A 26200-nucleotide genomic window follows, 5' to 3' on the forward strand; every position below is an offset into this window, starting at 1 on the left:
GTAGTGTTACACGGCGCCTGTCAATTGGAAATCTGAATTGATGGCACGGATGATGAAAATTGCCCTCTTTTGTAATAGATTACCAGCTGTTGGCCGAGGGTGAAAAACAGGGCCAAAATACTTGTCTCTCAAGGCTTTTTCCAGCGCGTTCAAATTCCGTTCATGCTGGCCGTGCAATAGAGGCAATTAGCTTTTTTCGCGATGTCGGATTCGACACCGCCCTGTGTGTGTCGACGGTCCGAGATGATTACGCAAAAGGCAAAATATGCGCTGCGGGCGCTCACGGTTCTGGCGGAAGCTGCGGCCGACGAACCGGTCATGATTTCCGACATTGCTGTGCAGCAAAAGATCCCGAAGAAGTTTCTCGAACAGATCCTGCTCGACCTCAAACACCACGGTATCGTCGTCAGCCGCCGCGGCAAGCAGGGCGGGTACCTGCTGTTGAAGCCAGCCCACAGCATCACCTTCGGCGAGATCCTGCGCATCATCGACGGCCCGATCGCCCCGCTGCCCTGCCTGTCGATCACCGCTTACCGCAAGTGCGATGATTGCGAAGGCGAGCAGACCTGCCAAATTCGCCAGGTCTTCGCCAAGGTGGCGGATGCCACACGCAAGGTGCTGTTCTCCACGACGATCGCCGATGCCGTCGGTACCAAGCGCGGCGCCGAAGTCACCCGGCTGCTTGCCTGATCTCCTCTCACCGGCCTTCAAGATTCGGTGAGTGACCTTTCCATCTGCCTGACATGCTCCACCTGCCCGTGCATTCGGGTAGGGAGAAATATGATGTTTGCACTTTCGACAAAGAGAGCGCTGGCGGCCGTCCTGCTGTCGGCGACAGTCGCAACCGGTGCCGCGGCCCATCACGGCTGGTCGTGGGCGGAAGCCGATCAGATCGAGCTTCGCGGCACCATCAAGCAGATTTCCATGGGCGGGCCGCACCCGACGCTCGATGTCGCAACCGTTGACGACGGCGTCTGGCGCGTCGAGCTCGGCAATCCGCGCCAGACGGAGCGCGCGGGCTTCGTTGAAGGTGTCGCAAAGCCCGGCGATCAGGTCACAGCGCTCGGAAACCGCTCACAGGACCGCACCGAGAAGCGGATGAAGGCGGTGCGCATCACTGTCGGTGAAAAGCGCTACGATATCTATCCGGAACGCATCCAGACGAACTGACGCCTCGTCATGGAGCTTCTCGAATGGCTGGCTGCCACCACGCTTGCGGTCGAGCTTCGCCGCTCCGCAACGCTCTATATGTTCGTCAATGCCGCCCATATCCTGGCGATCGGCCTCCTGGTCGGCGCCATCCTGCCGCTTGATCTGAGGCTCGCCGGTTTCTTTGGCAAGGTGCCTGTGGAGGTCGTTGCCCCATTCCTGTCCCGCTCGGCCGGCGTCGGCCTCGCCCTGGCGCTGCTCACCGGCTTCTGTCTCTTTAGCGTTCGTCCGATCGAATATGCCGCCAATCCTGCCTTTCTTGCCAAGCTCGGGCTGATCGCTTTCGGCATTCTGAATGTGCTGGCAGTACATGCCGGGCGGGCTTGGCGAACCGCAGTCACGATCGGCATTATCCGCCCCGTTGTGCGGTTCTCCGCAACTCTCTCGGCGATCATATGGATCGCGGCCGTCATAGCCGGAAGGTGGATCGGTTTTCTCTGAGCCAATTACCGGCCTGATGTTGCCCAGCCGCGTCCACGCACGAATTGCAACGTTGCTTCGGCGACCCGCTGGCCGAGATGGCGGGCGGTTGCGAGGTCCGCTTCGGGCGGCACGATGTCAGCGCCTTCGTCGACATTCGATTGCGCGGCTGCGCCGAGCCAGAAGCCCAGCCGATTGAGCTCCTCCTTGGAGCCGAAGGAGGAATTGTTGGCTGGCGGCAAGTCGAGATTGATCCAATGCATGCCGTGTTGGGCGGCAAACAGCGCGATCTGCATCAGGGTGGCGAGCTTGTCGCCCGCCTGCGAACCCGAATTGGTGAAACCGGCGGCGATCTTGTCCTTCCAGCGATACCCGGCCGCCATGACCGCGTGCGAACTTGCCTCCTGAAAGGCCTTGAAAGCGGCAGAGGGTCCGGCGACATAGGTCGGCGCACCGAAGATGATCGCCTCCGCTGCGGCAAGATCGTCCCAACGGTTCGGCGCTTCCTCCACGGTCAGCAGCAGACCGCTGACAGCGGCGACCCGGTCGATGCCCGCCTTTACCGCTTCTGCCTGGCGCGCGGTGTGGCCGTAGCCGCTGTGATAGACGATGGCGATACGTGTCTCTGTCATGGGTCGATCTCCTCCGATGTGAAAACGGGTGCCTGCCTCCGCAGTCGACTGCGGATGGTGAAACGGGCAGATTGTGAGCGTGATGCGCCTAGTGCAGGGCGTTCTGTTCCAGATGCGCGAGCTTCTCGGGATTGCGTGTCACATAGATCGCGGTGATCCTCTCACCCTCGATCTGAAGGGCTGTAGTCTGCAGCCAGCCGTCTTCTTCGATGCTGACAAAGCCCGGCAATCCGTTGATCAAGCCGTAGTGAAGCATGCGCGACATATGCGCGGTGAAGATCGGCGCCAGCGCGACAAAAAGCCTTGTCACCTTGTCGCGACCCATGATCGGCTTCCGCGGCGCCACTGCCTTGCCGCCACCGTCCGTATAGACGGTTGCATCCTCGGCAAGCAGCGCCTGCAATTCCTGGATATTGCCGCTGCGCGATGCCGTGAAGAACGCAGAGGCGATCTGCATTCCGTGCTCGGGCGGCAGGGCATAACGCGGCCGTGCGCTCCGGACATTGGCCCGTGCCCGGCTGGCAAGCTGGCGGCAGGCCGCCGGTTTGCGCCCAATCGTCGCTGCGATCTCTTCGAAACCGACTCCAAAGACATCATGCAGCACGAAGACCGCGCGCTCGAGCGGCGAGAGCCGTTCCAGCGCCAGCATCAGCGGCAGCGTAACGTCGTCGACTTCCTCCTCGGCCGCGACCACGATAGGCTCCGGCAGCCACGGGCCGATATAGGTCTCACGCCGCCGCCGGGCCGATTTCAGCTGATCGAGGCAAAGGCGCGTCACGACCCGATGCAGGAAGGCGGCCGGCTCGCGGACAGCGCTGCGATCGGCATCGAGCCAGCGCAGGAAAGCCTCCTGCACGATGTCTTCCGCCTCTGCGACTGATCCCAGCATGCGATAGGCAACCCGCATCAGCCGCGGGCGCAGCGGATTGAAAGCGGTTATCGGATCTCCCTCTGCCGCTGTCATCTGATCCAGCTTCGCCATTGCCGTCGCCATTTCCTTCATCTTGTCCATTCGAGAAGGCTGGACGAGATGAGGCAGCGATTTGTGACACGCTGTCCAGTTTTTTGTGCAGCCTTAACGGTCGCTCACCGCCGCACGTGGATTGATCCACGGTTCCTGATTGGACCGGGCTATCAGCTGTTTGCCGAGAATATGGTCTGCGGCCTTCTCGCCCGTCATGATCGATGGACCATTCAGATTGCCATAGGTGACATGCGGGAAGATCGAGCTGTCTGCGACGCGCAGGCCGTCGACGCCGATGACCCGCGTATCGGGATCGACCACCGCCATCGGATCGTTCTTCGCGCCCATCCGGCAGGTGCCGCAGGGGTGATAGGCGCTTTCAAGGTGTTCGCGCAGGAACGCGTCGATCTCATCATCCGTCTGGACCTTCTCGCCCGGCTGGATTTCCGGGCCGCGATAGTGGTCGAAGGCCTTCTGGCCGAAGATTTCGCGGGTGAGGCGCACGCAGTGGCGGAATTTCTCCCAGTCTTCGGCATGGCTCATGTAATTGAAGCGCAGCACCGGGTCCGCCTTCGGATCGGCCGAGCGCAGCGTGACATTGCCCCGTGACTTGGAAAGATTGTAGCCGACATGCACCTGGAAGCCGTGCGTATTGGCAGCCGCCTTGCCGTCATAGCTGATGGCGACCGGCAGGAAATGATACTGGATATCCGGCTGCTTCAGCCCCGGTGCGGAACGCAGGAAGGCGCAGGCTTCGAACTGGTTGGAAGCGCCGAGGCCACCCTTGGAAAGCAGCCATTGCGCGCCGGCGACACCCTGCCAGAACCACGGCAGCCAGGAATAGAGCGAAACCGGCTTCGTCGAGATCTGCTGGAAATAGAATTCCATATGGTCCTGCAGATTGGCGCCGACGCCCGGCCGGTCGACCTTTACCTCGATGCCTATGTCCTGCAGATGGCCACCTGGCCCGATGCCTGACAGCATCAACAGCTTCGGAGAGTTGAAGGCGGAAGCTGAGACGATCACCTCGCGATTGGCCTTGACGATCTCGACTGCGCCGCCGCGTTCGATCTCCACACCTGTCGCCCGGCCGTTCTCGATGATGATCCTGCGCGCAAAACCCTTGACGAGTTCAACGTTCGGCCGCTTCAGCGCCGGCTTCAGATAGGCGCTTGCCGCCGACCAGCGCCGGCCGCGATGGATGGTCTGTTCCATCAGCCCGAAGCCTTCCTGCTTCGAGCCGTTATAATCCTCGGTCGTCTCGAAACCAGCCTGTTTGCCGGCATCAATGAAGGCGTGAAACAGTGGATTCTTCAGCACGCCGCGCTGCACATGCAGCGGCCCGTCCGTGCCGCGCCAGCCTTCTTCTCCGCCGTGCGAATGCTCCATGCGCTTGAAATAGGGCAGCACATCCGCATAGGCCCAGCCGTTGGCGCCGAGCTCTTCCCATCGGTTGTAGTCTTCCGCATGGCCGCGCACATAGACCATGCCGTTGATGGAGGAGGAGCCGCCGATCACCTTGCCGCGCGGGGCTGTAATGCGCCGGTTGTTGAGGTTCGGCTCGGGCTCGGAAAGATAACCCCAATTATAGCGCTTCATGCTCATCGGCCAGGCAAGGGCCGCCGGCATCTGGATGAACGGCCCGAAATCCGAGCCGCCAGCCTCGATGACGATGACCGTGTTCTTGCCGTCTTCCGAAAGCCGGTAGGCAAGCGCCGAGCCTGCCGAGCCGGAGCCGACGATGACGAAATCTGCCTGTTGCATGCTGTTCCCTTTGGATTGTCGTGTGCAACGGATGCGTCGATTTTGGATGGGCTCAGTAGGGTGAGACGACTGGCCCCATGCCGACATAAACCGTCTTCAGCTCGCTATAGTGTTCGAGTGCAGCCAGCGAATTCTCGCGGCCGAAGCCCGATTGCTTCGAGCCCCCGAACGGAATTTCCACCGGGCAGAGATTGTAGGTATTGATCCAGAGCGTGCCGGCTTCCAGCTGGTCGACGACGCGGTGCGCGCGGGTCAGATCGGCAGTGAAGACGCCGCCGGAAAGGCCGAATTCCGTCGTGTTGGCGCGCTTGATCACCTCCGCCTCGTCGTCGAAATCGAGAACGCACATGACTGGGCCGAAGATTTCTTCGCGGGCAATCGTCATGCCATCGGTCACATCGGCAAAGACAGTTGGCTGCACATAGTAGCCTTCGCCGGTCACGTGATTGGGAATGCCGCCGCCGGTCACCAGCGTTGCGCCCTCGGCCTTGCCCTTTTCGATATAAGACAACACCTTTTCGCGCTGCGCCCAGGACACCATCGGGCCGAGCTGGGTGGCTTCGTCCATGGGGTCGCCGATGAGGATTACCTCGGTCCGCGTCTTCAATCGCTTCAGGAACTCGCCCTTGATCTTCTTCTGAACGAAGACGCGCGTGCCGTTGGAGCAGACCTGGCCCGTCGAATAAAAATTGCCGAGCATTGCTCCGCCGACGGCGCTGTCTAGATCGGCGTCGTCGAAGACGATCAGCGGCGACTTGCCGCCAAGTTCCATCGTCACATGCTTGAGCTGCCCCGCCGCCGCAGCAGCCACCTTGCGCCCTGTTGGTACCGAGCCCGTCAGCGACACCTTGGCGACATCAGGGTGGTTGACGAGCAGCGGTCCGGTGTCCCTGTCTCCCTGGATGACGTTGTAAAGGCCCTTCGGCAGGCCGGCCTCATGCAGGATCTCGGCGATCTTGAGCGCACCGAGCGGCGTGGTTTCCGATGGCTTGAAGACCATGGCATTGCCGGCGACCAGTGCCGGCGCACCTTTCCAGCAGGCGATCTGCTGCGGATAGTTCCAGGCACCGATGCCGACGCAGACGCCGAGCGGCACGCGTTTCGTATAGGCAAAATCCTGGCCGAGCGGGATATGCGAGCCATTCAGGCCGGCGGGTGCCACGCCGCCGAAGAATTCGAAGGCATCGGCGCCCGAGGTCGGGTCGGCAACGATCGTTTCCTGTATCGGCTTGCCGGTATCGAGTGTTTCCAGCTCCGAAAGTTCGCGATTGCGCTCGCGCATGATCTCGGCCGCGCGCTTCAGGATGCGCCCACGCGCCATCGGGCTCAGCGCCGCCCATTCCGGCTGTGCGCGCTTGGCGGCCGCAACCGCCTTTTCGACGATGGCGGGTGTTGCGGCATGGAGCCGGGCGATCACTTCGCCGGTTGCTGGATAGATGCTTTCGATGACGGTGCCGCCTTCATCCTCGACATATTCCCCGTCGATGAAGTGCGATGCTTTCGGCTGGGCTTTCATGTCGCTGGTCCCTGGCTTGATGTTGCTTGGTTCATGCCCCCGATACGGGCGAGTTGTGTCGTGACATAATCCTCAGTCAGGGCGATCGAGGCTGTAATGCCGATCGGCGCCGATTTCAGACTTTGCCGAATATAGAGCCCGTCGATCATCGCGGCCGCGCCTTCGGCGATGCGTTCTGCGGCATCGGCAGCGCAGAGCGACCTCAGCGGTGCCAGCAGGTTGGAGCGGAGGCGCCGGGCATAGATGACGAGGAAACGCCGTGTCTCCTCGGATCGCTGGGCCTCGGCATAGAAAGCAAGCCAGGCGGCGATCGTCTGCGGCGCAAACTGGTCGGCCTGGAAGCTGACGCGGATAATGGCTGAGACCTTTTCGCGCGGTGTCGCTGCTTCTCTCAGCGCCGTCACCGCATCGTTGCGCAACTGGCGTAGAAGGAAGCGAACCGTCTCGATCAGCAATTGCTCCTTGCTGCCGAAATAATGATGTGCAAGCGCCGGCGAGACGCCGGCCCGCCGGGCGATATCAGACATGGTGACGGTGAGCGAGCCGTGATCGCCGATCACTCGCAGTGCCGCATCCACAAGCGCCTTGCGGCGCACCGGTTCCATTCCAACCTTCGGCAAGCCAATTTCTCCCGAGAATATAAGCAACGTATTTTTGATTGACGGATCAATCAATAAAAATCTTTCGCCAGATTGATCTCGCTCAGCTCTTTCCGTGCAAAATTGTTGCAGCATATCTCCGGCAATCAGGAGGTGCGCAAATGGCCAATATTTATGACGGAATGTCCGCATCCCCGCTGCGGTCGAAGTGGGCCTGGTTCGCCGGTCTCGGCGTGCTGCTTCTCATTTGCGGTCTCATCGCTGTCAGCAACCTGCTGATGGCGACCGTCGCTTCGGTCTTTTATGTCGGCATGCTGATGCTGGCAGGCGGTGTCATCTATCTCGTCCATGCCTTCCAGGTGCGTGGTTGGGATCATGTGCTCTTCTGGGCGTTGAGCGGCGTGCTCTATGTGCTCGCCGGCATCTGTGCCTTCATCAATCCCATCCTCACATCTGCCGCCTTGACCCTGTTTCTGGCCATCGCGCTGCTCATTGCCGGTGTCTTCCGGCTCTTCGTCGGCATCCGCATGCGGCCCCTCAAGGGCTGGGCCTGGATTGTTGCGAGCGGCCTCATCACTGCTCTCGCAGGCTTCGTGATCGCGCTTGGCTGGCCTGTCAACAGCCTCTGGATCCTTGGCCTCTTCCTGGCGATCGATCTCATCGTTCAGGGCTGGACAATGCTCGCCTTCGGCCTAGGTATCCGCTCTTGAAACTTTGGAGAGAGGCGGGCTGATGGTTCGATCCGGCCGTTTCTTTTTTGACAAGGTCATGACGGGGGACTAATGTTCCCCGCTGGAGATCGGCTTCGCAGAAGAGCCGCCTCCTGTGCTCAGGCACTTCGGCATTGGCGCTTGTCGCCTTGAGAAGCCGAAAATGGACCCCCGAGGCAGTCTCTGCCGAAATAGAATGGGAGGAGAATTCCATGCCGATGGTCACCGTTTCCATCTCACCGCTCCAGGCAGCCGGCATCCGCGATGCTGTCGATCAAGGTGGATATGCATCGAGCAGCGAAGTCGTGCGCGAGGCACTGCGACTGTGGGATGCCGCCCGCAAACTGGGCGAATACAGCAGCGAAGTCCTAGCTGACGAAAGCGCACCCGGCAGCGGCAGATGCGTCGCCGATATGTTCGCCGATCACGAAGCCGAGCATCGCCGTTCGGCCTAGTCAAGCCGTTGATTGTAAGATCAAAAAATCTAATAAGCGCGCAGCGTGCATAAGCGTTTGCGCGGTCATGAAAGTTTCACACTGACGAAAGGGTTCGTTGACCCTTCTGCTCCATTGTCCGGCCGAAAAAGAAAAGGTCACAGTGGAGATTGGCATGTCTTTGGCTGCCAGCGTCAAACCGGGTGTCGTGCGTCGTTACGCCAGCGATCAGATCGTCACCCTCGCCAAACTCGTCATTGAAAATGCGTTTCAGCCGATTGTCGAAGCCGGTACCGGCACGGTTTTCGGTTATGAATCCCTCATGCGCGGGCAGGAGCGTATCGGTTTCGAGACGCCGATCGAAATCCTGGATGAAGCCCATGAGAACGGACAGCTTCTGCAGCTCGAGCAAATGGTGGCCAGCCGAGCGCTCGCCAAATTTGCCACGCTGTCGAACTTCGCAACCGCGACGCTGTTTCTCAATCTCGATGTCCGCCTGATCCCGCTTGGCAATCGCCTTCTCGAGAGCCTGCTTCTGCAGTTGAAAACGGCCAATATCCCCCCGTCCTCCGTCTGCTTCGAATTCTCAGAGCGCTTCGACAATACCAGCGTGCCTGAATTCGCCGAGCTCGTCTCGCGCCTGCGCAAGGCTGGTTTCAAACTGGCGATCGACGATTTCGGTGTCGGTCACGGCGAAATGAAACTGCTCTGCGACTATTCCGTCGATTACCTGAAGATCGACCGCCACTTCGTCGCCGATATCGATCGCAGCCCGCGCAAGCGGCACCTGCTGAAGAGTATCGTCAATATGGCTCATGTCCTCGGCACGCGCGTGATCGCCGAGGGTATCGAGACGGAAGCCGAATTCATCGTCTGCCGAGATTATGGCGTCGATCTCGTGCAGGGCTGGTTCATCTCCCGCCCTTCCACGCATCTCTCGGAACTGGTGCCGGCCTTCCCGCATCTGCAGGAACTCGGCAAGAACAAGGGCACCAGCCAGTCGCTCGACGAAATCCTCATCCGCAAGCAGATCGAAATGCTGCCGACCGTCTACGAGAGCGACGCCATCGATACGGTCTTCGAGCTCTTCCGCCGCAATCCCCGCCAGGCCTATTTCCCGGTCCTGAATGCCAATGGTGAGCCGCGCGGCATCATCCACGAGCACCACCTGAAGGAATATATCTACCAGCCCTTCGGCCGCGATCTTCTGAAGAACAAGGTCTACGAGCGCGCCATATCGCATTTCGTCGAGCGCGCGCCGATTGTCGGCCTCGACAGCGACGCCGATCAGCTGATGGCGATCTTCGCCAATATGGAAGGCAGCAACTGCCTGATCCTCACCGACAATATGCGTTATGCCGGTGTCGTTTCCGCCGCCTCGCTCATCAAGGTCATCAACGAGAAGCAACTGAAAACGGCGCAGGATCAGAACCCGCTGACCGGCCTGCCGGGCAACCGCGCCATCCGCGACTTCATGCGCCATTCCGGACGCGACGGCGATGAAGTGCGCCACTTCTGCTATTGCGACTTCGACAACTTCAAGCCCTTCAATGATGCCTACGGCTTCCACCTCGGTGACCATGCGATCTCGCTCTTTGCCGCGCTGATGCGCCGCTACTTCTTCGCCGAGCGCCATTTCCTCGGCCATGTCGGCGGCGATGACTTCTTCATCGGCGTCGTCGGCTGGACGAAGGAGGAACTGACGGAAATCCTCGATCGTCTCATCAGCGACTTCCATGATGACGTGCTCGATCTCTATTCGGATGAGGACCGCGCCGCCGGCCGCATCCGCGGGCACGACCGTGCCGGTGCGGAAGCCTTGTTCCCACTGATGCGCTGCTCGATCGGTGTACTGGAACTGTCCGAGGGTCTGGTTATCGACGACATCAATCGGGTCAGCGCCGAGATCGCCCAAGTGAAGTCGAGCGCCAAGGAGAGCGACGAAGGCCTCGTATTCCATACGTTAGGCGAGGCGAATTGACGCCTCTGCCACTTCCGGCCTTCCCAAGCTACGGACCCTGATTTATCTCCATTGCCTAGGAATAGGGAGAGCCGGTCATGTCGTTGCCGTCGCGTATGCGTTTTGTCGATGTGCCCTCGTTCGGTGGTCCGGAGGCGATGGTCATTGCGGATGGACCTGTGCCGGCGCCGTCGGAAGGTCAGATCCTTGTCCGCACCGAAGCGGTCGGCATTAACCGGCCCGATATTTCGCAGCGCCAGGGCAGCTATCCGCCGCCGAAAGATGCAAGCCCCATTCTCGGCCTCGAACTTGCGGGGGAGGTGGTCGCGATCGGGCCTGGCGTGACGGGTTATTCGCTGGGCGAAAAGGTCTGCGGCCTCGCCAATGGCGGCGCTTATGCCGAGTATTGCCTTCTGCCGGCCGGTCAGGCTCTGCCCTTCCCGAGAGGGTTCGATGCGGTGAAGGCAGCGGCCCTTCCCGAGACCTTCTTTACCGTCTGGGCAAACCTTTTTCAGATGGCCGGCCTGACGGAAGGCGAGAAAGTGCTGATCCATGGCGGTTCCAGCGGCATCGGCACGACCGCGATTCAGCTCGCCAAGGCTTTCGGTGCCGAGGTCTATGCGACCGCCGGCTCGAAGGAAAAGTGTGAGGCCTGCGAGAGGCTTGGCGCCAGGCGCGCCATCAACTACAGGCAGGAAGATTTCGCCGCCGTCATCAGGGAAGAAACCGGCCATGGCGTCGATATCGTCCTCGATATGATTGGCGCGGCCTATTTCGAGAAGAACATCGCCTCGCTGGCCAAGGACGGCTGCCTCTCCATCATCGCCTTCCTGCAGGGCGCGGTTGCCGAAAAGGTCAATCTGGCGCCGATCATGGTCAAGCGCCTGACTGTGACAGGCTCCACCATGCGCCCGCGCACGGCGGAGGAGAAGCGGGCAATCCGCGACGATCTTCTCTCCGAGGTCTGGCCGCTTCTGGAAGCCGGCACGGTCGCACCCGTCATCTACGAGACCTTTGCATTCGAGGATGTAGCAGCCGCTCATCGGCTGATGGAGAGCAGCAACCACATCGGCAAGATCATGCTGAAACTCGGCTGAAGCGTGTCGCACAAAAGTGTATAGCGGTTTTGCGATCGCGACACGCTCTAACTCTTTGAATCTATGCATCGGGCTTTCCGAAGATCGATTCCGATTTTCGGTTCGATGCTGTGAGCGACAGCGCTGCGCCTGTCGCAATCAGCCCGGGCAATGCCATGATGAGATAGAGCCAGCTCGCCGCAGACAATGCACCCGCAATGCCGCCCGGCTCAACCAGTCCGGTGCCGTTCGCAATGACACCGGCGAAGGCCGCGCCGAAAGCACTGCCGAGCGAGCTTATGGTCGGGATGGCGGCTGAAGCCTTGTCCTGCTCGCTGTCGGCTACCAGCTTCAGCACCTTGGCGACGAGATGTGCCCAGCCGAGGCCGACACCAAAACCCATCATGAACATGGCGATGGCCGCCGGTGCGAGGACGATGAGGCGCGCCTCAGGGTTCTCGCGGGCAAGGAAGACGGCGAGCATGGCTGTCGCTGCGGCTTCGGTCGAACAGCCCGCAATGATCGCGGCGTTGGCTTTCCTGCCGGAGAAGGAGCCGCTGAAAAAGGCCGCCACCGTCCAGCCGAGCGCGACGAGAGCCACCAGATAGCCCGAAATCAGCGGCGTTACACCGTGCAGAACCTGCAGGAAATAGGGAATGAAGATATCGCTGACGAGAACGAAGTTGAGGCCGAGCATCGTCAGATAAACCCGCGATATCGGCTGGCTCAGTGTCACCGCGCCCAGGGGCAGCAACCGGTTTTTCCCCCTGCGTTCCATGATGAGCATGACGCCGACGGCGACGATCGAAACGGCGATCAGCCCAATCTTGGCCGTCGCCATCTCGGTTGTGCCAGCGGTGCAGACCAGCAGCACCGCTGCAAGCAGCAGGCAGATCTGCGCGACCGGCATTTTTGTGTGTTCCCGGTCATCCTTGGCCTGCGGCAGGAGCCGCGGCGCCAGCACCGCCATCAATACGCCGAGCGGGACAAGCACGGCGAAGGCGTAGCGCCAGGCGCTGCCATGCGCAAAGAAGCCGCCGAGCGTCGGGCCAATGACGGTCGAAATACCCCAGATCGCCGCATAGAGCGTGGACGCCTTGGGCCAGAGCGGCTCTGGATAGACAAAGCGGATGAAGGCGTAACAAAGGGCGGCGAGTGCGCCGGTGCCGAAACCCTGCACCGTCCGGCCGATCAGCACGACCGGCATTGAAGGTGCAGCCGCACAAAGCAGGCTGCCGACGCCGAAGATCACAGCCGCGATGACATAGACGCTGCGCAGCCCGATAGTCCTTGGCCGCATGGCCATGAAGATCGCGCCCAATATGGTGGCGGCGATATATAGCGTCGTGACCAGTGAAAACAGCTCCAGCCCGCCGACATCGCGCACGATGCTCGGCGCGATCGTTGCTGTAATATAGCTTTCCACGGCAGAGATTGTCATACCGCCGCCAAGCATCAGCGTCGCCGGCAGAAGCGTGGGAGAAAACAGCTGGAAGACGGAAGTGGTCGAGCCTGACGGTTCCAAGGCGGTCTCGGACATGATGAATCCTTGCGTTTTTCCTGACCCGTGATTATTTTCCAAGTTATGAATTGGAAAATTGCATGAGCACCGGATTAAAACAAGAGATAACTTGGAAAATATGCGCCAGTCCCCTGTCAATCGTATCCTGATCCTGTTGAAGACAGAAGGGCCGCAGCTTGCTGCCGCGCTCGGCAATGCGCTCGGTATTTCCGGCGAAGCCGCTCGCCAGCAGCTTGCGAAGATGGCGGAGGAGGGGCTGGTGGAGCCCGTCAGCGTCGCCGCCAGGGGCAGGGGGCGTCCGAGCCAGCTCTGGCATCTGACAGCGGAAGGTAACAGTCATTTCCCTGACGGCCACGCCGAGCTGACGGCGACGTTGCTGACAACGGTGGTTCAGCAACTTGGCCCCGCAGCACTCGATGCCGTCATAACTGCGCGCGAAAACGAAACGCTGCAGCGCTATCGCGACGAACTCGCAGACAAGCCGGATCTTGCTGCCCGCGTGGAGGGGCTGGCCGCCATCCGCAGCCGCGAGGGCTATATGGCCGATAGCTGGCAGGAGGAGGATGGATCATTGATGCTGGTCGAGAACCATTGTCCGATCTGCGCGGCGGCAACCGCCTGCGCCGGTTTTTGCCGTTCCGAACTCGATACTTTCCGCAGCGTGCTTTCGGCCAGGGTCGAGCGCAGCGAACACATCCTGCTTGGGGCACGACGCTGCGCCTATCGCATCACACCGCGATGACTTAGGCAGGCTGGCGCACGCCGCTGCCGCTTTCCAGATAGAGCAGGATCACGATGGTGGCGATGCCTGTCGCCGCCCCGACAAAGGCCGTACCGGAATAATCCGTTACCGCTGTTCCGAGCGCGAAAAGACCTGCGGCAACGCCAATGCCGATAAAGGTGTTGAGCGAGATGAGCGAACTGCCGAGACCCGGCCGGTCGGCGATGAGGTCCTGCAGATAGGTGATCGGCAGGCTGAGGATGGCAGCAGCCCCACAGGCATTGAGACCGAGCAGCGCATAGAGCTGCCAGGGTGCGGTGGCAAAGCCGAGCAGCACCAGATAGAGGCAGTAGAGCACCGAGCCGAAAGCCAATACATGCACAGTGCGGAAACGTCGCTGTACAAGCCCCCACATCATCATGAAGGGCATTTCGAGAAAAGCCGTCAGGCCCGAGAGAAAGCCGACATCGACGACGCTGCCGCCGATCTTGTGCACGACGATGAGCGGCGAAACCATGCCGCTCAGCCGCTGCAGGCCGAGAAGCAGCGACATGACGAAAACACGGATGAAAACATCGGGCGCGAAGACCCGCTTCAGTGAAGCGAAGAAGCCCGGCTGGTTGGGGATCGTCTCGCGTACCGGGCCATTGCCGGGCGCAAAGAAAAAATAGAGACAGAAGCAGATGAGGCTTGCCACCGCCGCCACGCCATAAGCCGGCGTCATCGATGGCGAAGTGACCAGCGCGAGTCCGACCAGCCCCGGCGCCACCGCCCAGGACCCCGAATAGAGTGCGCGCACTGTCGAGGTGATGGCGACCGCTTCACTGCGGACCAGCTGGTTGGTGCGCGCCCGCACGCTGGCAAAGAGCAGCGAATAGGTGGAATTGCTCATCGGCACGAGGAACAGCACCGAGAAGATGAAGACAGCGGGACTATGGATGAGCGCGATCGATCCGAAGCCGATCATACCGGCAATGGAAAGCACAAGCACCAGCGGTCGCCTTTCCGTCAGCCTGTCCGACCATATGCCGAGCGTCAGGCTGATCGAGACATTGACGATGGCAGCAAAGAAGACCAGCGCCGAATAGGCGCCGTCACTCATGCCGAGTTCGCTGATGCCGATAATCGACTGGTAGGGAACGGTCGACGCATAGGTGAAGGCGAGCGCCACCAGGGTGACGGTTGGAATGCGGATGCGGCTGTCGCGGATGATGGAAGAGAATGAGGATGGCATGAAAACGAGTCCTGATACCCCACCTTTAGCCCCATAGCGTCCACACGGAAAACGATAGTTTGACGCACCGCCGGTCACTTCGTGTGATCGCTGTTTAGATGCTGTGATCCGCCGTCATCGGGCGCAAATTCCATTGGCTTTCAGAGATGGAGGGGCTATGCCTCCTGCAGTCTCTTTACCCACATCCGGATCCTTGCTCATGCCCAATCCCGTCCTCGTCGAAGTCACCAGGGGCCTCCTTGTCGAAAGCCGTCACAGCGGTTCTGTTGCGGTCGTGGATGGCGATGGCCGTGTCGCCTTTTCGCGTGGCGATATCGAAGCAAGTGTCTTCCCGCGCTCGGCCTGCAAGGCCATGCAGGCCCTGCCGCTGCTCGAAAGCGGCGCGGCGGATGCCTATGGCTTCGGCAACAGGGAGTTGGCGCTCGCCTGTTCCTCGCATAGCGGCGAGGATGAACATGTGGCCCTTGCCGCCTCCATGCTCTCGCGTGCCGGCCGTGACGTGGGGGCGCTGGAATGCGGCGCGCATTGGTCCTCGGACCAGAAGACGCTGATCCATCAGGCGCGCACGCTGGAGAAGCCGACGGCGCTTCATAACAATTGCTCCGGCAAGCATTCCGGTTTCATCTGCGTCTGCTGCCATCAGGATATCGATAGCAAGGGTTATGTCAGCTACGATCATCCGCTGCAGCAGCAGATCCGAGACGCCATGGGGGACCTGACGGGCGCCACACTCGGTCATGATGTCTGCGGCACCGACGGCTGCTCCATTCCGACCTATGCCGTGCCGCTGAAAGCACTTGCTCATGGCTTTGCGAAGATGGCGACGGGTCATGGCCTCGGCCCCGAACGCGCGAAAGCTTCCCGCCGGCTCATCGAAGCCTGCATGGCCGAGCCCTTCTATGTGGCCGGCACCGGCCGTGCCTGCACCGAACTGATGCAGATCGCCCCCGGACGGATCTTTTGCAAGACGGGCGCGGAAGGTGTCTTCTGCGCGGCTATCCCGGAACAGGGAATTGCAATCGCATTGAAGTGTGATGACGGCACCACGCGCGCTGCCGAGGCCATGGTTGCCGCGACGCTTGCACGCTACTTCGAGAAGGGCGGCAAGGAACATGCCGCGCTGAGCGCTATGGCAAATAAATCGATGCGCAACTGGAACGGCATCCATGTCGGTGATGTCAGGGTGACAGATGCCTTTGCCTGATCGCTGCCCCGATCGCTGCATTGTTAAATATATAAGTTATAAAAAAATAAGAATTACCTAATATAAATGGAGGCACGTCCGGCGGTCAGCCGTGTCTTCGCCGCGACGGAGCGCATGAATACGGTTCCTCCTGATCTGCGAGGGCAGAACATGTTCGCAGGCCGCTATTTGTGGTGGATGCTGACTGGCATCACCCTCCTGATGTTCTTTACGCTCTGCTTCGATTACTTCACCTGGCTTGCGGTCCAGCTCTCCAATTGTGTGGAAATGGCCGGCTCCTGCATGCCGGTGGTGCAGTTCATGGCCGGTACGCTGAAAACTGCAGGCGTGTGGATTGCGATCGGGATTCTGTTTGGCGCTGCGCTGCTGCGGCTGAGCTATCTTTCGCTGCTGCGGCTTTGGGGGCTGCCGGTAACCCTGTGGTTTGTGGCCTCCATGCCCTTCCTGTTGTTCGTCGCGACCGGCGAACGCCTGCAATGGGCCGCGATATCTGAAGCGCTTCCGTTGGCTTTCCTGTTTCTCGCCTCCTTGCTTGCCTATCTTGCCATTCCCTTCGAGGATGATGGCACCAAGCCCCTCGGCGCCTCGACTGTCCTACGCGGCATTGTCTACGCCGCGGCCTTCTATGGCGTTCTCGCCGCTGTTGCTGAAATGAACTGGCTTTCATCGATGGTGGCTAAGCTTCTAGGCATGCCGGCGCTCGCGGCCATCATTGCCAATGTCCAGCCACGCTTCCACGAGGTACTGACGCTTGGGTTCGGCAATGTCCTGCCTGGTGTCTTCGTGCTTATGGTTTTCATCGCCGCGCTTGTCCTCAGCCTGCTGCCGCCGGGCCTTGTTCCTCCGCTGCGCCGAAAGCGGGTCAAGCTGAGGCAATTGCGACATTGAGTTCGGCGTAGGGCTGAAGCCTTTCCCTAGGCATTTCTGCGGGCACGATCAGCCCCGCCACTTCGCCTGCGGCAAGCACTGTGCAGGGTGAAACGAGATCGAATTTCTCCGCCGTCAGCAGCACATGCGTCTCCGCCGAACACCGGGCGATATGCCGCTTGATGGCCGCCTCCTCGAAATCCCCGGTCGAAAATCCGTGCACGGGATGGACGGCCGTCACGCCGAGGAAGAAGAGATCCGGCCGCAGAGCGGAGATTGCAGCCATTGCGACCGCGCCTGTCGCCACCATGGAATGCTTGTAGAGCCTGCCGCCGCAGAGGATCACCTCGGCCGTCGGGTGATGCTCCAACTCGGCGGCGATCGTCGGGCTGTGGGTGGCGATCGTGAAGGCGATGTCGCGCGGCAGGTGACGGGCAACTTCTGCCGTCGTCGTGCCGCCGTCGAGAAATACCATCTGTCCGGCCTTCACCATCTGCGCCGCCCTCGCGCCGAGCCGCGCCTTGACGTCGGAAGCGACGTCGCGGCGGGCCGTGAAGTCTGGCAGGTCGGGGGCAATGGGCAAGGCGCCGCCATGCACGCGCTTCAATAGCCCTTCCGCCGCCATTTCGCGGAGGTCGCGGCGGATCGTGTCTTCCGAAAGCTCGAAATCCTCCGCCACGCGCTTGGCGATGACCTGCCCGTCGCGGCGCAGGATGTCGAGAATGAGGGTCTTGCGTTGGCTGGTCAGCATGAATGTTCTTGCACGAAAATTTACGGAGTATCGTGAATATGCACGAATTGACTCGACATTCAAGAAATATCGTGCATTTTCGCGAAATCCCGTGCATGAGGCCGGGACTTGATGGAGTAGATCATGTTGATTTTGATTGCCGGGCCTTACAGGTCCGGAACGGGCGATGACCCGACGAAGATGGCTGCCAATCTCAAGCGCCTCGAGGAGCCGTCGCACGCGCTCTTCAAGGCTGGCCATGTGCCCATGATCGGCGAATGGGTGGCATTGCCGGTGTGGAGCGCCGCCGGCGGCAAGTCGGTGGGTGACGATCTCTACGAGGAAATCTTCCATCCGGTCGCAGGCAGGCTGCTGCAGCTTTGCGAGGGCGTTCTGCGCCTGCCGGGCGACTCCAAGGGTGCCGATAATGACGTCCGCATCGCCACCGAGCGCGGCATTCCCGTCTGGTATCGGCTGGAGGACGTGCCGGGTTGCGCTTGAGGCCCTGCCTCTTCTTCCCGAGAGGGGGAAGAGAAAGCGCCCCGGCGTCTTTCGCCGGTCCTGAAACTCGCGCTATAAGGCTCCCCGAAAGGGGAGTCTCACTATGCACACACTCTATTTCGCACCGGGTACCTGCGCTCTCGCAAGCCTTATTGCCCTGGAAGAATCCGGCCTTTCCTTCGATACGAAGAAGGTCAATACGCGGGAGAACGAGCAGCGCTCGGAAGCATTTCTGAAGATCAATCCGAAGGGCCGCGTTCCGGCACTCGCCACCGACCGTGGCGTATTGACGGAGTCGACGGCGATCCTCGCCTACATCGCCCAGACGGCGCCGACTGCGAAACTCGCCCCGCTAGACGATCCGTTCGAGTTTGCCCGGCTGCAAGCTTTCAACGGATATATCTCTTCCACCGTGCATGTGAACCACGCCCACCGCCCGCGCGGATCCCGCTGGGCTGATGACGAAGCTGCGCTGGAATCGATGAAGGCCAAGGTGCCGCAGACCATGGGTGAAAGCTTTGAGCTTATCGAGGCCGCCCTGTTCAGGGGGCCATGGGTGATGGGTGACAGTTATACGGTCGCCGACCCCTATCTTTTCGTCATGACCGGCTGGCTGCCGTCCGATGGCGTGGATCCCGCGCGTTTCCCGGGGATCAGCGCGCATTATGCCCGCATGCTGGAACGCCCTGCTGTTCAGCGCGCGCTGGCACGCGAAAAGGCCTGAGCACGGTACGCAGATATGAGCTTCTTCGGCGCCCGGTACGTCCAGGCGTCAATCAGCCGTTGCTTGAGTTCATCGTCGCCGATGGCGGCGATCCGCACGGGCAGGTGCGGCCAGCCGACATAGTGGTTCGTCTGAAAGTAGATGTCTGGCGCCATCGTCAATAGATGTTCCTTGTGGTCGATCGGGATCGAGATCACCACCGTTTCGTCGTTCTTGACCGCGACGAAGCTTTTGCCCCCGACCTTCAGCGCCAGGTTGCCATAAGACGTGCTTTCCTCGATGCCGGAAAGGCCAGCCTCCTTTGTCAACCGCTTCAATCGCGCCAGAATGCTCGCTATGCTTTCCATCGTAATGTCCGCCCTGAATCGTCCCCGGGCAGATTCTATCATATGTTCAGGCGCATTTCTCTAGTTGTCGTTGCAGGGGGGCGTCCGGGCGCGGGGACCGGCAGCGGCAGGTCGGCAAGCTCCCGCGGCGACATCGAGGCGATATCCGGGTGATCGAGAAGATCGTCACCCCTGTCATGTTCGCTTTGCGGAACCCTGGAGACAGGGTTGGATTGGTTCAAGAAAAACTTCAGCAACGACATCTTGCTCTCGCTTTCTGAGGGCGCAGCTCGGCTTTTGGCGCAATGGATTTCAGTTGGCCGCGCGTCCAATCTAGTCATGGAATGAAGATCGGCGTCCAATGATCGCAATATCAGCCGCGAACGCTTGCTTTTCAATTGAGATTACCGGTTTCCTGCTATAGGAAAACTATATGAGAAATCTCAGCTCTGTGCATCTCAATGGCCTTCGCGCACTGGAAGCCGTCGGTCGGCTTGGCTCGCTTCAGGCGGCCGCAGATGAACTTGGCGTTTCCGTTGGCGCTGTCAGCCAGCAAGTCATCAAGGCCGAAGCCCAGCTTGGCCGACTGCTCTTCGAGCGCACGCCGAAGGGCATGCTGGTAACGGAAGCAGGCGCACCTGTCCTTGCCGCCCTGAACGAGGGCTTCCTCCGTATTTCGGAAGCCGTCTCGATGGCGCAGCGAAAGGACGAATGCATCCTGACCATCTCGGTCGCGCCGGTTCTCGCCGCCCGTTGGCTGGTCTGCCGCCTCGACCGGTTCATGGAGCGCCACCCGGAAATCAACCTGCGCCTCGATGCGACGACGAGGCTCATCAATCCGGCCGCCTCCGATATCGATGTCGCGATCCGCGTCGGCAAGGGTCAATGGCCCGGCGTGAGGATCGAGCACCTTCTGGATCAGCAGGTCTTTCCTGTCTGTTCTCCGCAAATGGCCGCGAAACTCAAGAGGCCGGCCGATATCCTGAAGCTCCCGGCCGTCATCGATGCCCATGCCATGTTCACATGGGATGTCTGGATGCAGGCGGCCGGCCTATCCGGCGCCCCGCCCGCAGTACGCCACAGCTTCAACGATGCCTCGCTTTGCCTCGATGCGGCGATTGCCGGGCAGAGCGTGATGCTTGCCTGGCAGACGCTTGCGGGCTTTTCCCTGCAGGAGGGCCGGCTGGTCGCACCCTTCGGCATCCGCGCCAATACCGGCGACGGCTATTATTTCGTAACAGCCGAAGGCAGCCGCGAGCCGAAGAAGGTGCGCGACTTCAAGGCCTGGATTCGCGAGCAAATGGCTGAAACTGCCGCGATCTTCGGCTGATCCTCAAATCTCGATCGGCTCCAGTGAGCGCTTGCGCTGCATCTCCAGATAGGCCGGACGCGACTGGCAGCGCTTGATCCAGGCGTTGATATTCGGATGTGCCTCGAAGAGCGCGGTTTCGCTCTGGGCATAGCGCAGCACTTCCGCGATGTTGAGATCGACAACCGTGAAGCGTCCGCCGACGATCCAGTCCTTGCCGTCGAGATGCTTTTCGAGAACCGAGAGCGGCCGCTTCATGGTACGGCACGCGACATCGACCACCGCGCGTCCTGCCTCGGTGTTTTCCCTGCCGTCATCATAGGTCGAGACGATCTTGCCCGTATTGCCATCGAGTTCGGAAACCGCCCAGACCGTCCACATCGTCATCAAACCGTCTTCCTCGACGGTATTGCCGCCGAGCTCGCCGCCATACTTGCGCGCAAGATAGAGGTTGATCGCCAAAGACTCGTTCAGCACGAGATCGCCGTCCTTGAGGGCGGGGATCAATGCCATCGGATTGAGCGCAAGGAACTTCGGCGACAGAGTATTGATAGGCGCGTCCGGCGAGAGCGGATTGGCAAGCCGTTTGGCCTGCAACACCGGCACGGACTCGAATTCGATCCCGAGTTCCTCGGCCATCCAGTAAACGCGGGCCGAACGCGAGCGGTAAACCCCATAAATCGTTAGCATGGAAATGTCCCTCTTCTTTGGTGCGCCGACCCTAAAGCCAGCGCGATCGTGAAGAAAGCATCCGCGGATGATATGTCGATGAAAGCTTTTGATAGCACTCAGGAAATCCGGTTTCGCTCGACGGTCAGCTGCTTATAGCGGGAGTTATTGTCAGCAAGCTCGTCAGAAACCTGCTTCTCCCACTCGAATCCCATCACGGCGCCCTTGCCCATCTCCTGGAAGATATTGTCGGTGATCACGGCCGAACCGGCGCCCTCCGCGACCGAGACCGCGCAGCCGACCGGCGACTTGCGCACGACATTGCCGTTGACCACGACATTGCGCAGATAAGGCCCCCAGCCGATCTGCAGCCCCCAGCGCGGTGCATCCTCGATGACATTGCCAGACACCAGCGTATCGGCCTCCGCCGCAATACCGATGCCGAAGCCGACCTCGTGCTTGTAAGGCCCCTTGAGCGTCAGGTTGCGGATGACATTGCCCGTCACACTTGCCAGCCGGCCGCCCTGGTCGAAATTGGCAATCGATATGCCGTTTGCCGCCCCGTCGATCACATTGCCGGAGACGACCGCGCCGACGAATTCGAACTCCACGTAGATCGCCGTCTCGCCGGAGCGGCGGCATTGGTTGTTGCTGATCAGGATGTTGGAGCCGGAATTGGCGCGAACCGCAGTGAAGGCGCAGTCGGAGATCTGATTGTTCGTCACCGTTACGCCATCGGCGCGGAAAATATTGATGCCGTTGCCGTTCTCGCCGGTGCCGCCATCATTGGCGCGGATATTGAAAACGCGGTTGCCGGACACGACCGTGCCATCCTCGGCCTTCTTCCAGCGGTGCACCAGAATGCCGCCATTGCCGCAATCCGAAACCGTATTGCCCGATATTTCAAGTCCCGAAGATTCCACAGCATAGATGCCGGACTGTCCGGCGCCGGAAACCGTGCTGCGCTCGATCCGCCCGCCGCAGCGCTCGAGCTGCAGCGCGTGCTTGCGGCTGCCGATGATCTGGCAATTGTCGATCAGGACCTCACCGACACCGGTGAACTGGACGAGCCCGCCGGCATAGTCCGCAAGCAAGCGGTTCGATCCGTCGATCACGAGGTTGGAAAGCTCGATGCGGCCGACATTTTCGGCTGCGAAGAGATGGCCTTCGCCGGTATAGACGATCCGCGTCGCACCGGGCACGCCACTGATGCGCGTATTGTCCGGCAAGGTCAGGTTGGAGATCCGGTAGGTGCCCGGCGGCAGGAAGACCGGTGCGTTCTCGCGAGCCGCCTGCTCGATCATCTGCTGCAGGTTACGGTTCTTCCTGTCGCCGCTCTCGGGAACGGCGCGATACCGGACCGTATCGATCGAGCCACGCAGGTCGGGTTGCTCCGCACCAACGGGAGCCGCAGTCATGGCTGCCGCGGAGGCGGCCAGCATGCCAAGCAGATCTCGTCGGGAGATTTTGCTGAAATCTTTCTTCATATCGGTGCCCACGCAGGAAACATGCCAGTAGAAATGTCCTCTTTTGATGCATATCCGCAAAAGAAGAATAACCGTCGGTCGAGTAAGAAACGCAACCTCCCGGATATTGTCGTCTTGTTCACCTTTCCATTTAAACAACCTGAAGGAAATGCTCGCTATTTTGGAAAGCGGTTTCAATTATGACTATTGTGGACAGCGCCTGAGGTTACCGGGAGAACAGCGTCATGAATGGAATTGGTGCCCGGCGTTGGGAATCTGGTGATAGCTTCAGTGCCGAGACACAACGTATCGTAGCTGCCACCGAGGCAATGATGGCGGCGACCGCGCACCATCTTTCCGAAGGCATAGAGAACCTCCGCCTCAAGGCGATCGTCCACGAGCTTCCCGATTTTCTGTACGTCAAGGATCGCGACGGCCGCTTCGTTTTCGCCAATGCTGTCACGGCGCGCAGCCACGGATTTGAGAACGCTGCCGAGATCGCCRGCAAGCGTGATTTCGACCTGTTCGATTTTGAGACGGCCCGCCGGTATTTCGATGTCGAGCAGGAGATCATGTCGGGCGGCGAGCCCCGCATTGACCTGGAGGAATTCGTGCCGCTGCCTGATGGCGGTACCATGTGCCGCCTGACCTCCAAGATACCGCTGCGCAACGATCGCGGCGAAGTCGTCGGGCTCATCGGCGTCTCCCGCGATATTACCGAGCGCAAGCGGCAGGAAGAGCTCTATCGCGGCCAGGCGAACCTCTTGGAAATGATCGCCCGCAACGAACCGCTGCCGATGATCCTCGAAGCGCTGGTGCTGATGATCGAGCGGCAGATGACCGGCATTTCCGGCTCGGTGCTGCTGCTGGACAGCGAGGGTACGCGGCTCTACCACGGCGCGGCTCCCAATCTGCCCGGCGCCTACAGCCGCATGATCGACGGCGTTGTCATCGGCCCGAAGGTGGGCTCCTGTGGCACGGCAGCCTGGCGTGGCGAAACCGTCATCGTCGAGGACGTCATGGCCGACCCGCTCTGGGAGGATTTCCGGGCGATGGTCAGCCAGTTCGGCTTCCGCTCCTGCTGGTCGACGCCGATCTGCACCTCGCAGAAGAATGTCCTCGGCACCTTCGCGCTTTATTCGAAAGAGACGCGGCGCCCCACCGAACACGAAATGAAACTGGTGGCGCTCGCCACCCACGTCGCCGGCATTGCCGTAGAGCGCAAGCGTGTCGATGACCGCATTCATTTCATGGCCCATCACGACGATCTTACGGGCCTGCCGAACCGTGCTTTTCTGAAGGAGCGCATGGCGAAGATCCTCGATCAGGCCCGGCGCAACAACCGCAAGGTCACCGTTGCCTACATCGATCTCGACAATTTCAAGGAGATCAATGACACGAGCGGCCACGCCGCCGGCGACGAGGTGCTGAAGGAAACCGCCACGCGCATGGCGAATTGCGTACGGGCTTCGGATATGGTCGTACGCCTCGGCGGTGACGAATTCCTCGTCGTGCTCGTCCACCAGTCCAGTCACGATGCCGGCATCATGCGGCGCCTGCGCGATCTGCAGAAGGCGATTTCCAAGCCGGTCCGCTCCGTTGTGGGTGAAATCGCTGTCACCTCAAGCATTGGCATCGCCGCCTTCCCATGGGACGGCGCGACAGCGGACGAACTGCTCACCAATGCGGATCGCGCCATGTACCGCGCCAAGCAGCTCGGTCGCAATACGCTGCAATATCACGACGGCGTTGTAAGCGATTCCGTCGACCTGCCGCTCACCGAACAGGAGGAATTGCGCCAGGCGATCGTCGCCCACCAGCTTTTCCTGCTCTACCAGCCGCAGGTCGATGTCGCGACAGGCCGCGTTACCGGCCTCGAAGCACTGGTGCGCTGGAATCACCCGATGAAGGGTGTGATACCGCCTGCCAATTTCATTCCGCTTGCGGAGGAAACCGGTCTCATCGTGCCGCTCGGCCTGTGGGTGCTGAACGAGGCCTGTCGCCAGGCTCGCGCCTGGCAGGACATGGGCCTGACGCCACTGACCATTGCCGTCAATGTCTCGCCCAAGCAGTTTGCCGATCCGGACTTCGCCTCCCACGTCGCCGAGGCGATCGACAGCCATAGGCTCAATGCGCGATGGCTGGAGCTGGAGGTGACCGAAAGCGTCATCATGCAGGATGCGGCCAGAGCGCTCGCGATCATGCTCTCTCTGCGCGCGCTCGGTGTGCGCCTGTCGATCGATGATTTCGGCTCCGGCTATTCCTCGCTTGCGGCACTGAAGACCTTTCCCTTCGACCGGCTGAAGATGGACCGCTCGCTGGTCGAGGCTCTGCCTGCAGATACGACTGCCGTTGCCATCGCGTCGGCCGTCATTTCGCTTGCCCAGACACTGAAGCTCTCGGTGCTCGCCGAAGGCGTGGAAACCGATGCGCAGCTGGAATTCCTGCGCCACGCAGGATGCGAGGAGGCACAGGGCTATCGCTTCTCCGAGCCTGTTGCGCCGGAAGAAATCGTCGTCATGCTGCTCGCGCGGGGCGCTTGATCACTTCACCAGATCGGCGACCGTCTCGATCTCGTTCGTCCATATGCCGCCGGAGTAATTGGCTGGCAGTTGCGCAAAGCGTTCGGCACTGTCGATACCGGTCGAAAAGCCGCCGCCGTGATAGGGGCCGATCACGAAGACCAGCGTATTCGCATCCTGCATGCGGTTGAGGAACCTGTCGGGCCAGCCCCACAGCCAGGGCGCGTAATTGATCGGCACCAGCATCATCACATTCCTGCAATCGGCAGGCAGCGCACCCGTCCAACCATAGCCGATATAGCCGGTAAGGCAGCCCATGAGACTGGCGCGCGACGCCGTGCGGATCTCGGGCGCCAATTGCCTGAAGCGATCGATCGGCTCATCACCGCCATAAACGATGATCCTGGCGCGCCGCTCAGCCGGCAGGCCATTCAGCACGGCAGCGAGCTTTTCGCCCTCCGCGGGGTCGCGGCTTTTGACATTGATGAGCAGATGTTTGTCCGGGAAGGTAGAAAGCACCTCATCCAGGGTCGGCATCTGACCGACGCCTTTGCCACGAAAAGGAAATGTCTTGCCGTTATCGGCGGTGTAGCCATAGCCGATATCGAGCATCTTCATCTCGGTCATGGAATGCTCCCGCGTCACGCCATGCCCATCTGTCCGGCAATCGAGTGTCCAGTCATGGAAGATGGCAAATTGCCCGTCCGTCGTGGGGTGGATATCGACCTCCACCACGTCCGCACCCGCATTAAAACCCGCCTGCATGGAGCGGATCGTATTCTCCAGATAGTCGTGCTTTGGCGGCAGCATGCGTGTAGCCGTGCAGGTGTCGTTCTTGAGATCCGTCTCATCGAAACGCTGGGCAATGCCGCGATGCGCCAGAAGCAACGGCTTGCCCTCGCGATGTTTGGCTAAAAAGCTGGTATTGTTGAGATAAACTGCGGCGGCAAATACGAGAATTGCCGCGCCTGCATATTTGAGCTTCCGTCCCATCATCCCCTCCGGCCGTGCCTCGGCAATGGCTAGAAAGCGATTCCGGTGGTTCTTTGGCTCATTTGGGGCTTTTGTGCGTTAAAGCTCGCCTTCACGTTGCAGAAACCCTATGTTTAGCCCAGAAAACA

Annotated in this window: 26 protein-coding genes; 14 read left to right on the forward strand and 12 right to left on the reverse strand. The window is 60.6% G+C overall.

Features of this window, described 5'->3' with window-relative positions:
- The first annotated feature begins 243 nt into the window (after nucleotides 1–243).
- From AC1DF8_RS24180 to AC1DF8_RS24190, 3 genes are all read left to right on the forward strand, one after another.
- Complete coding sequence (locus tag AC1DF8_RS24180; protein ID WP_478155335.1) at nucleotides 244–690, forward strand: RrF2 family transcriptional regulator; 447 nt, start codon at nucleotides 244–246, stop codon at nucleotides 688–690.
- 93 nt (nucleotides 691–783) lie between these two features.
- A complete protein-coding gene (locus AC1DF8_RS24185; RefSeq protein ID WP_113014984.1) occupies nucleotides 784–1170 on the forward strand; it encodes a DUF6152 family protein in 387 nt (128 codons plus the stop codon).
- 9 nt (nucleotides 1171–1179) lie between these two features.
- On the forward strand, nucleotides 1180–1650 hold the full coding sequence (locus AC1DF8_RS24190; RefSeq protein WP_113014983.1) for a DUF6644 family protein: 471 nt from the start codon (nucleotides 1180–1182) through the stop codon (nucleotides 1648–1650).
- Between the two features lie 5 nt (nucleotides 1651–1655).
- On the opposite strand, the gene AC1DF8_RS24195 is transcribed toward AC1DF8_RS24190, so the two are convergent.
- From AC1DF8_RS24195 to betI, 5 genes are all read right to left on the reverse strand, one after another.
- A complete protein-coding gene (locus tag AC1DF8_RS24195; protein ID WP_478155336.1) occupies nucleotides 1656–2261 on the reverse strand; it encodes a flavodoxin family protein in 606 nt (201 codons plus the stop codon).
- 88 nt (nucleotides 2262–2349) lie between these two features.
- On the reverse strand, nucleotides 2350–3243 hold the full coding sequence (locus AC1DF8_RS24200) for a sigma-70 family RNA polymerase sigma factor (RefSeq protein ID WP_478155337.1): 894 nt from the start codon (nucleotides 3241–3243) through the stop codon (nucleotides 2350–2352).
- A gap of 93 nt (nucleotides 3244–3336) precedes the next feature.
- The gene (betA, locus tag AC1DF8_RS24205) at nucleotides 3337–4989 is read right to left on the reverse strand and encodes a choline dehydrogenase (RefSeq protein ID WP_478155338.1); all 1653 of its coding nucleotides are present in this window, start codon (nucleotides 4987–4989) and stop codon (nucleotides 3337–3339) included.
- A gap of 52 nt (nucleotides 4990–5041) precedes the next feature.
- A complete protein-coding gene (gene betB, locus AC1DF8_RS24210; protein ID WP_478155339.1) occupies nucleotides 5042–6505 on the reverse strand; it encodes a betaine-aldehyde dehydrogenase in 1464 nt (487 codons plus the stop codon).
- Nucleotides 6502–7125 (reverse strand): transcriptional regulator BetI, encoded by a 624-nt coding sequence (gene betI, locus AC1DF8_RS24215; RefSeq protein WP_112543012.1) that lies wholly within the window; start codon nucleotides 7123–7125, stop codon nucleotides 6502–6504. The genes betB and betI overlap by 4 nt, the downstream gene beginning before the upstream one ends.
- A gap of 140 nt (nucleotides 7126–7265) precedes the next feature.
- Between betI and AC1DF8_RS24220 the strand changes: the two genes are divergently transcribed.
- From AC1DF8_RS24220 to AC1DF8_RS24235, 4 genes are all read left to right on the forward strand, one after another.
- Nucleotides 7266–7814 carry an HdeD family acid-resistance protein gene (locus AC1DF8_RS24220; protein WP_112543013.1) on the forward strand — a complete coding sequence of 183 codons (549 nt, stop codon included), beginning with the start codon at nucleotides 7266–7268 and terminating at the stop codon, nucleotides 7812–7814.
- A gap of 212 nt (nucleotides 7815–8026) precedes the next feature.
- On the forward strand, nucleotides 8027–8269 hold the full coding sequence (locus AC1DF8_RS24225; protein WP_112543014.1) for a ribbon-helix-helix domain-containing protein: 243 nt from the start codon (nucleotides 8027–8029) through the stop codon (nucleotides 8267–8269).
- 154 nt (nucleotides 8270–8423) lie between these two features.
- A complete protein-coding gene (locus AC1DF8_RS24230) occupies nucleotides 8424–10229 on the forward strand; it encodes a GGDEF domain-containing protein (RefSeq protein ID WP_210295343.1) in 1806 nt (601 codons plus the stop codon).
- Between the two features lie 77 nt (nucleotides 10230–10306).
- A complete protein-coding gene (locus tag AC1DF8_RS24235; RefSeq protein ID WP_478155340.1) occupies nucleotides 10307–11305 on the forward strand; it encodes an NAD(P)H-quinone oxidoreductase in 999 nt (332 codons plus the stop codon).
- 61 nt (nucleotides 11306–11366) lie between these two features.
- On the opposite strand, the gene AC1DF8_RS24240 is transcribed toward AC1DF8_RS24235, so the two are convergent.
- Nucleotides 11367–12824, reverse strand: a complete 1458-nt coding sequence (locus tag AC1DF8_RS24240) for an MFS transporter (protein ID WP_478155341.1) — start codon at nucleotides 12822–12824, stop codon at nucleotides 11367–11369.
- A gap of 100 nt (nucleotides 12825–12924) precedes the next feature.
- Between AC1DF8_RS24240 and AC1DF8_RS24245 the strand changes: the two genes are divergently transcribed.
- The gene (locus AC1DF8_RS24245; RefSeq protein ID WP_112543017.1) at nucleotides 12925–13548 is read left to right on the forward strand and encodes a helix-turn-helix transcriptional regulator; all 624 of its coding nucleotides are present in this window, start codon (nucleotides 12925–12927) and stop codon (nucleotides 13546–13548) included.
- A gap of 1 nt (nucleotide 13549) precedes the next feature.
- On the opposite strand, the gene AC1DF8_RS24250 is transcribed toward AC1DF8_RS24245, so the two are convergent.
- The gene (locus AC1DF8_RS24250) at nucleotides 13550–14761 is read right to left on the reverse strand and encodes an MFS transporter (RefSeq protein WP_478155342.1); all 1212 of its coding nucleotides are present in this window, start codon (nucleotides 14759–14761) and stop codon (nucleotides 13550–13552) included.
- Between the two features lie 199 nt (nucleotides 14762–14960).
- On the opposite strand from AC1DF8_RS24250, the gene AC1DF8_RS24255 reads away from it, so the two are divergent.
- Nucleotides 14961–15965 (forward strand): asparaginase, encoded by a 1005-nt coding sequence (locus AC1DF8_RS24255; RefSeq protein WP_478155343.1) that lies wholly within the window; start codon nucleotides 14961–14963, stop codon nucleotides 15963–15965.
- 66 nt (nucleotides 15966–16031) lie between these two features.
- Nucleotides 16032–16853, forward strand: a complete 822-nt coding sequence (locus AC1DF8_RS24260) for a hypothetical protein (RefSeq protein WP_478155344.1) — start codon at nucleotides 16032–16034, stop codon at nucleotides 16851–16853.
- Here the strand turns inward: AC1DF8_RS24260 and AC1DF8_RS24265 are convergent.
- Complete coding sequence (locus AC1DF8_RS24265; RefSeq protein ID WP_113014975.1) at nucleotides 16828–17583, reverse strand: DeoR/GlpR family DNA-binding transcription regulator; 756 nt, start codon at nucleotides 17581–17583, stop codon at nucleotides 16828–16830. The two genes, AC1DF8_RS24260 and AC1DF8_RS24265, sit on opposite strands and share 26 nt — an antisense overlap.
- Nucleotides 17584–17706: 123 nt before the next feature.
- Here AC1DF8_RS24265 and AC1DF8_RS24270 point away from each other — a divergent pair, with 123 nt between their 5' ends.
- Nucleotides 17707–18063, forward strand: a complete 357-nt coding sequence (locus tag AC1DF8_RS24270) for a DUF4406 domain-containing protein (RefSeq protein WP_478155345.1) — start codon at nucleotides 17707–17709, stop codon at nucleotides 18061–18063.
- Nucleotides 18064–18166: 103 nt separating this feature from the next.
- Complete coding sequence (locus AC1DF8_RS24275; RefSeq protein ID WP_478155346.1) at nucleotides 18167–18787, forward strand: glutathione S-transferase family protein; 621 nt, start codon at nucleotides 18167–18169, stop codon at nucleotides 18785–18787.
- On the opposite strand, the gene AC1DF8_RS24280 is transcribed toward AC1DF8_RS24275, so the two are convergent.
- Nucleotides 18757–19134, reverse strand: a complete 378-nt coding sequence (locus tag AC1DF8_RS24280) for an MmcQ/YjbR family DNA-binding protein (RefSeq protein WP_112543023.1) — start codon at nucleotides 19132–19134, stop codon at nucleotides 18757–18759. The two genes, AC1DF8_RS24275 and AC1DF8_RS24280, sit on opposite strands and share 31 nt — an antisense overlap.
- Before the next feature lie 412 nt (nucleotides 19135–19546).
- Here AC1DF8_RS24280 and AC1DF8_RS24285 point away from each other — a divergent pair, with 412 nt between their 5' ends.
- Nucleotides 19547–20443 carry a LysR substrate-binding domain-containing protein gene (locus tag AC1DF8_RS24285; RefSeq protein WP_478155347.1) on the forward strand — a complete coding sequence of 299 codons (897 nt, stop codon included), beginning with the start codon at nucleotides 19547–19549 and terminating at the stop codon, nucleotides 20441–20443.
- A gap of 3 nt (nucleotides 20444–20446) precedes the next feature.
- On the opposite strand, the gene AC1DF8_RS24290 is transcribed toward AC1DF8_RS24285, so the two are convergent.
- Nucleotides 20447–21112, reverse strand: a complete 666-nt coding sequence (locus AC1DF8_RS24290; protein WP_478155348.1) for a glutathione S-transferase family protein — start codon at nucleotides 21110–21112, stop codon at nucleotides 20447–20449.
- Nucleotides 21113–21210: 98 nt separating this feature from the next.
- On the reverse strand, nucleotides 21211–22578 hold the full coding sequence (locus AC1DF8_RS24295) for a TIGR03808 family TAT-translocated repetitive protein (protein WP_478155349.1): 1368 nt from the start codon (nucleotides 22576–22578) through the stop codon (nucleotides 21211–21213).
- Nucleotides 22579–22802: 224 nt separating this feature from the next.
- On the opposite strand from AC1DF8_RS24295, the gene AC1DF8_RS24300 reads away from it, so the two are divergent.
- Nucleotides 22803–25100 (forward strand): putative bifunctional diguanylate cyclase/phosphodiesterase, encoded by a 2298-nt coding sequence (locus tag AC1DF8_RS24300; protein ID WP_478155350.1) that lies wholly within the window; start codon nucleotides 22803–22805, stop codon nucleotides 25098–25100.
- On the opposite strand, the gene AC1DF8_RS24305 is transcribed toward AC1DF8_RS24300, so the two are convergent.
- Nucleotides 25101–26072: a glycerophosphodiester phosphodiesterase family protein gene (locus tag AC1DF8_RS24305; RefSeq protein WP_478155351.1), complete on the reverse strand. Its 972-nt coding sequence runs from the start codon at nucleotides 26070–26072 to the stop codon at nucleotides 25101–25103.
- Between the last annotated feature and the right edge of the window lie 128 nt (nucleotides 26073–26200).

The organism is Rhizobium sp. 05N49 (genome assembly GCF_056396805.1).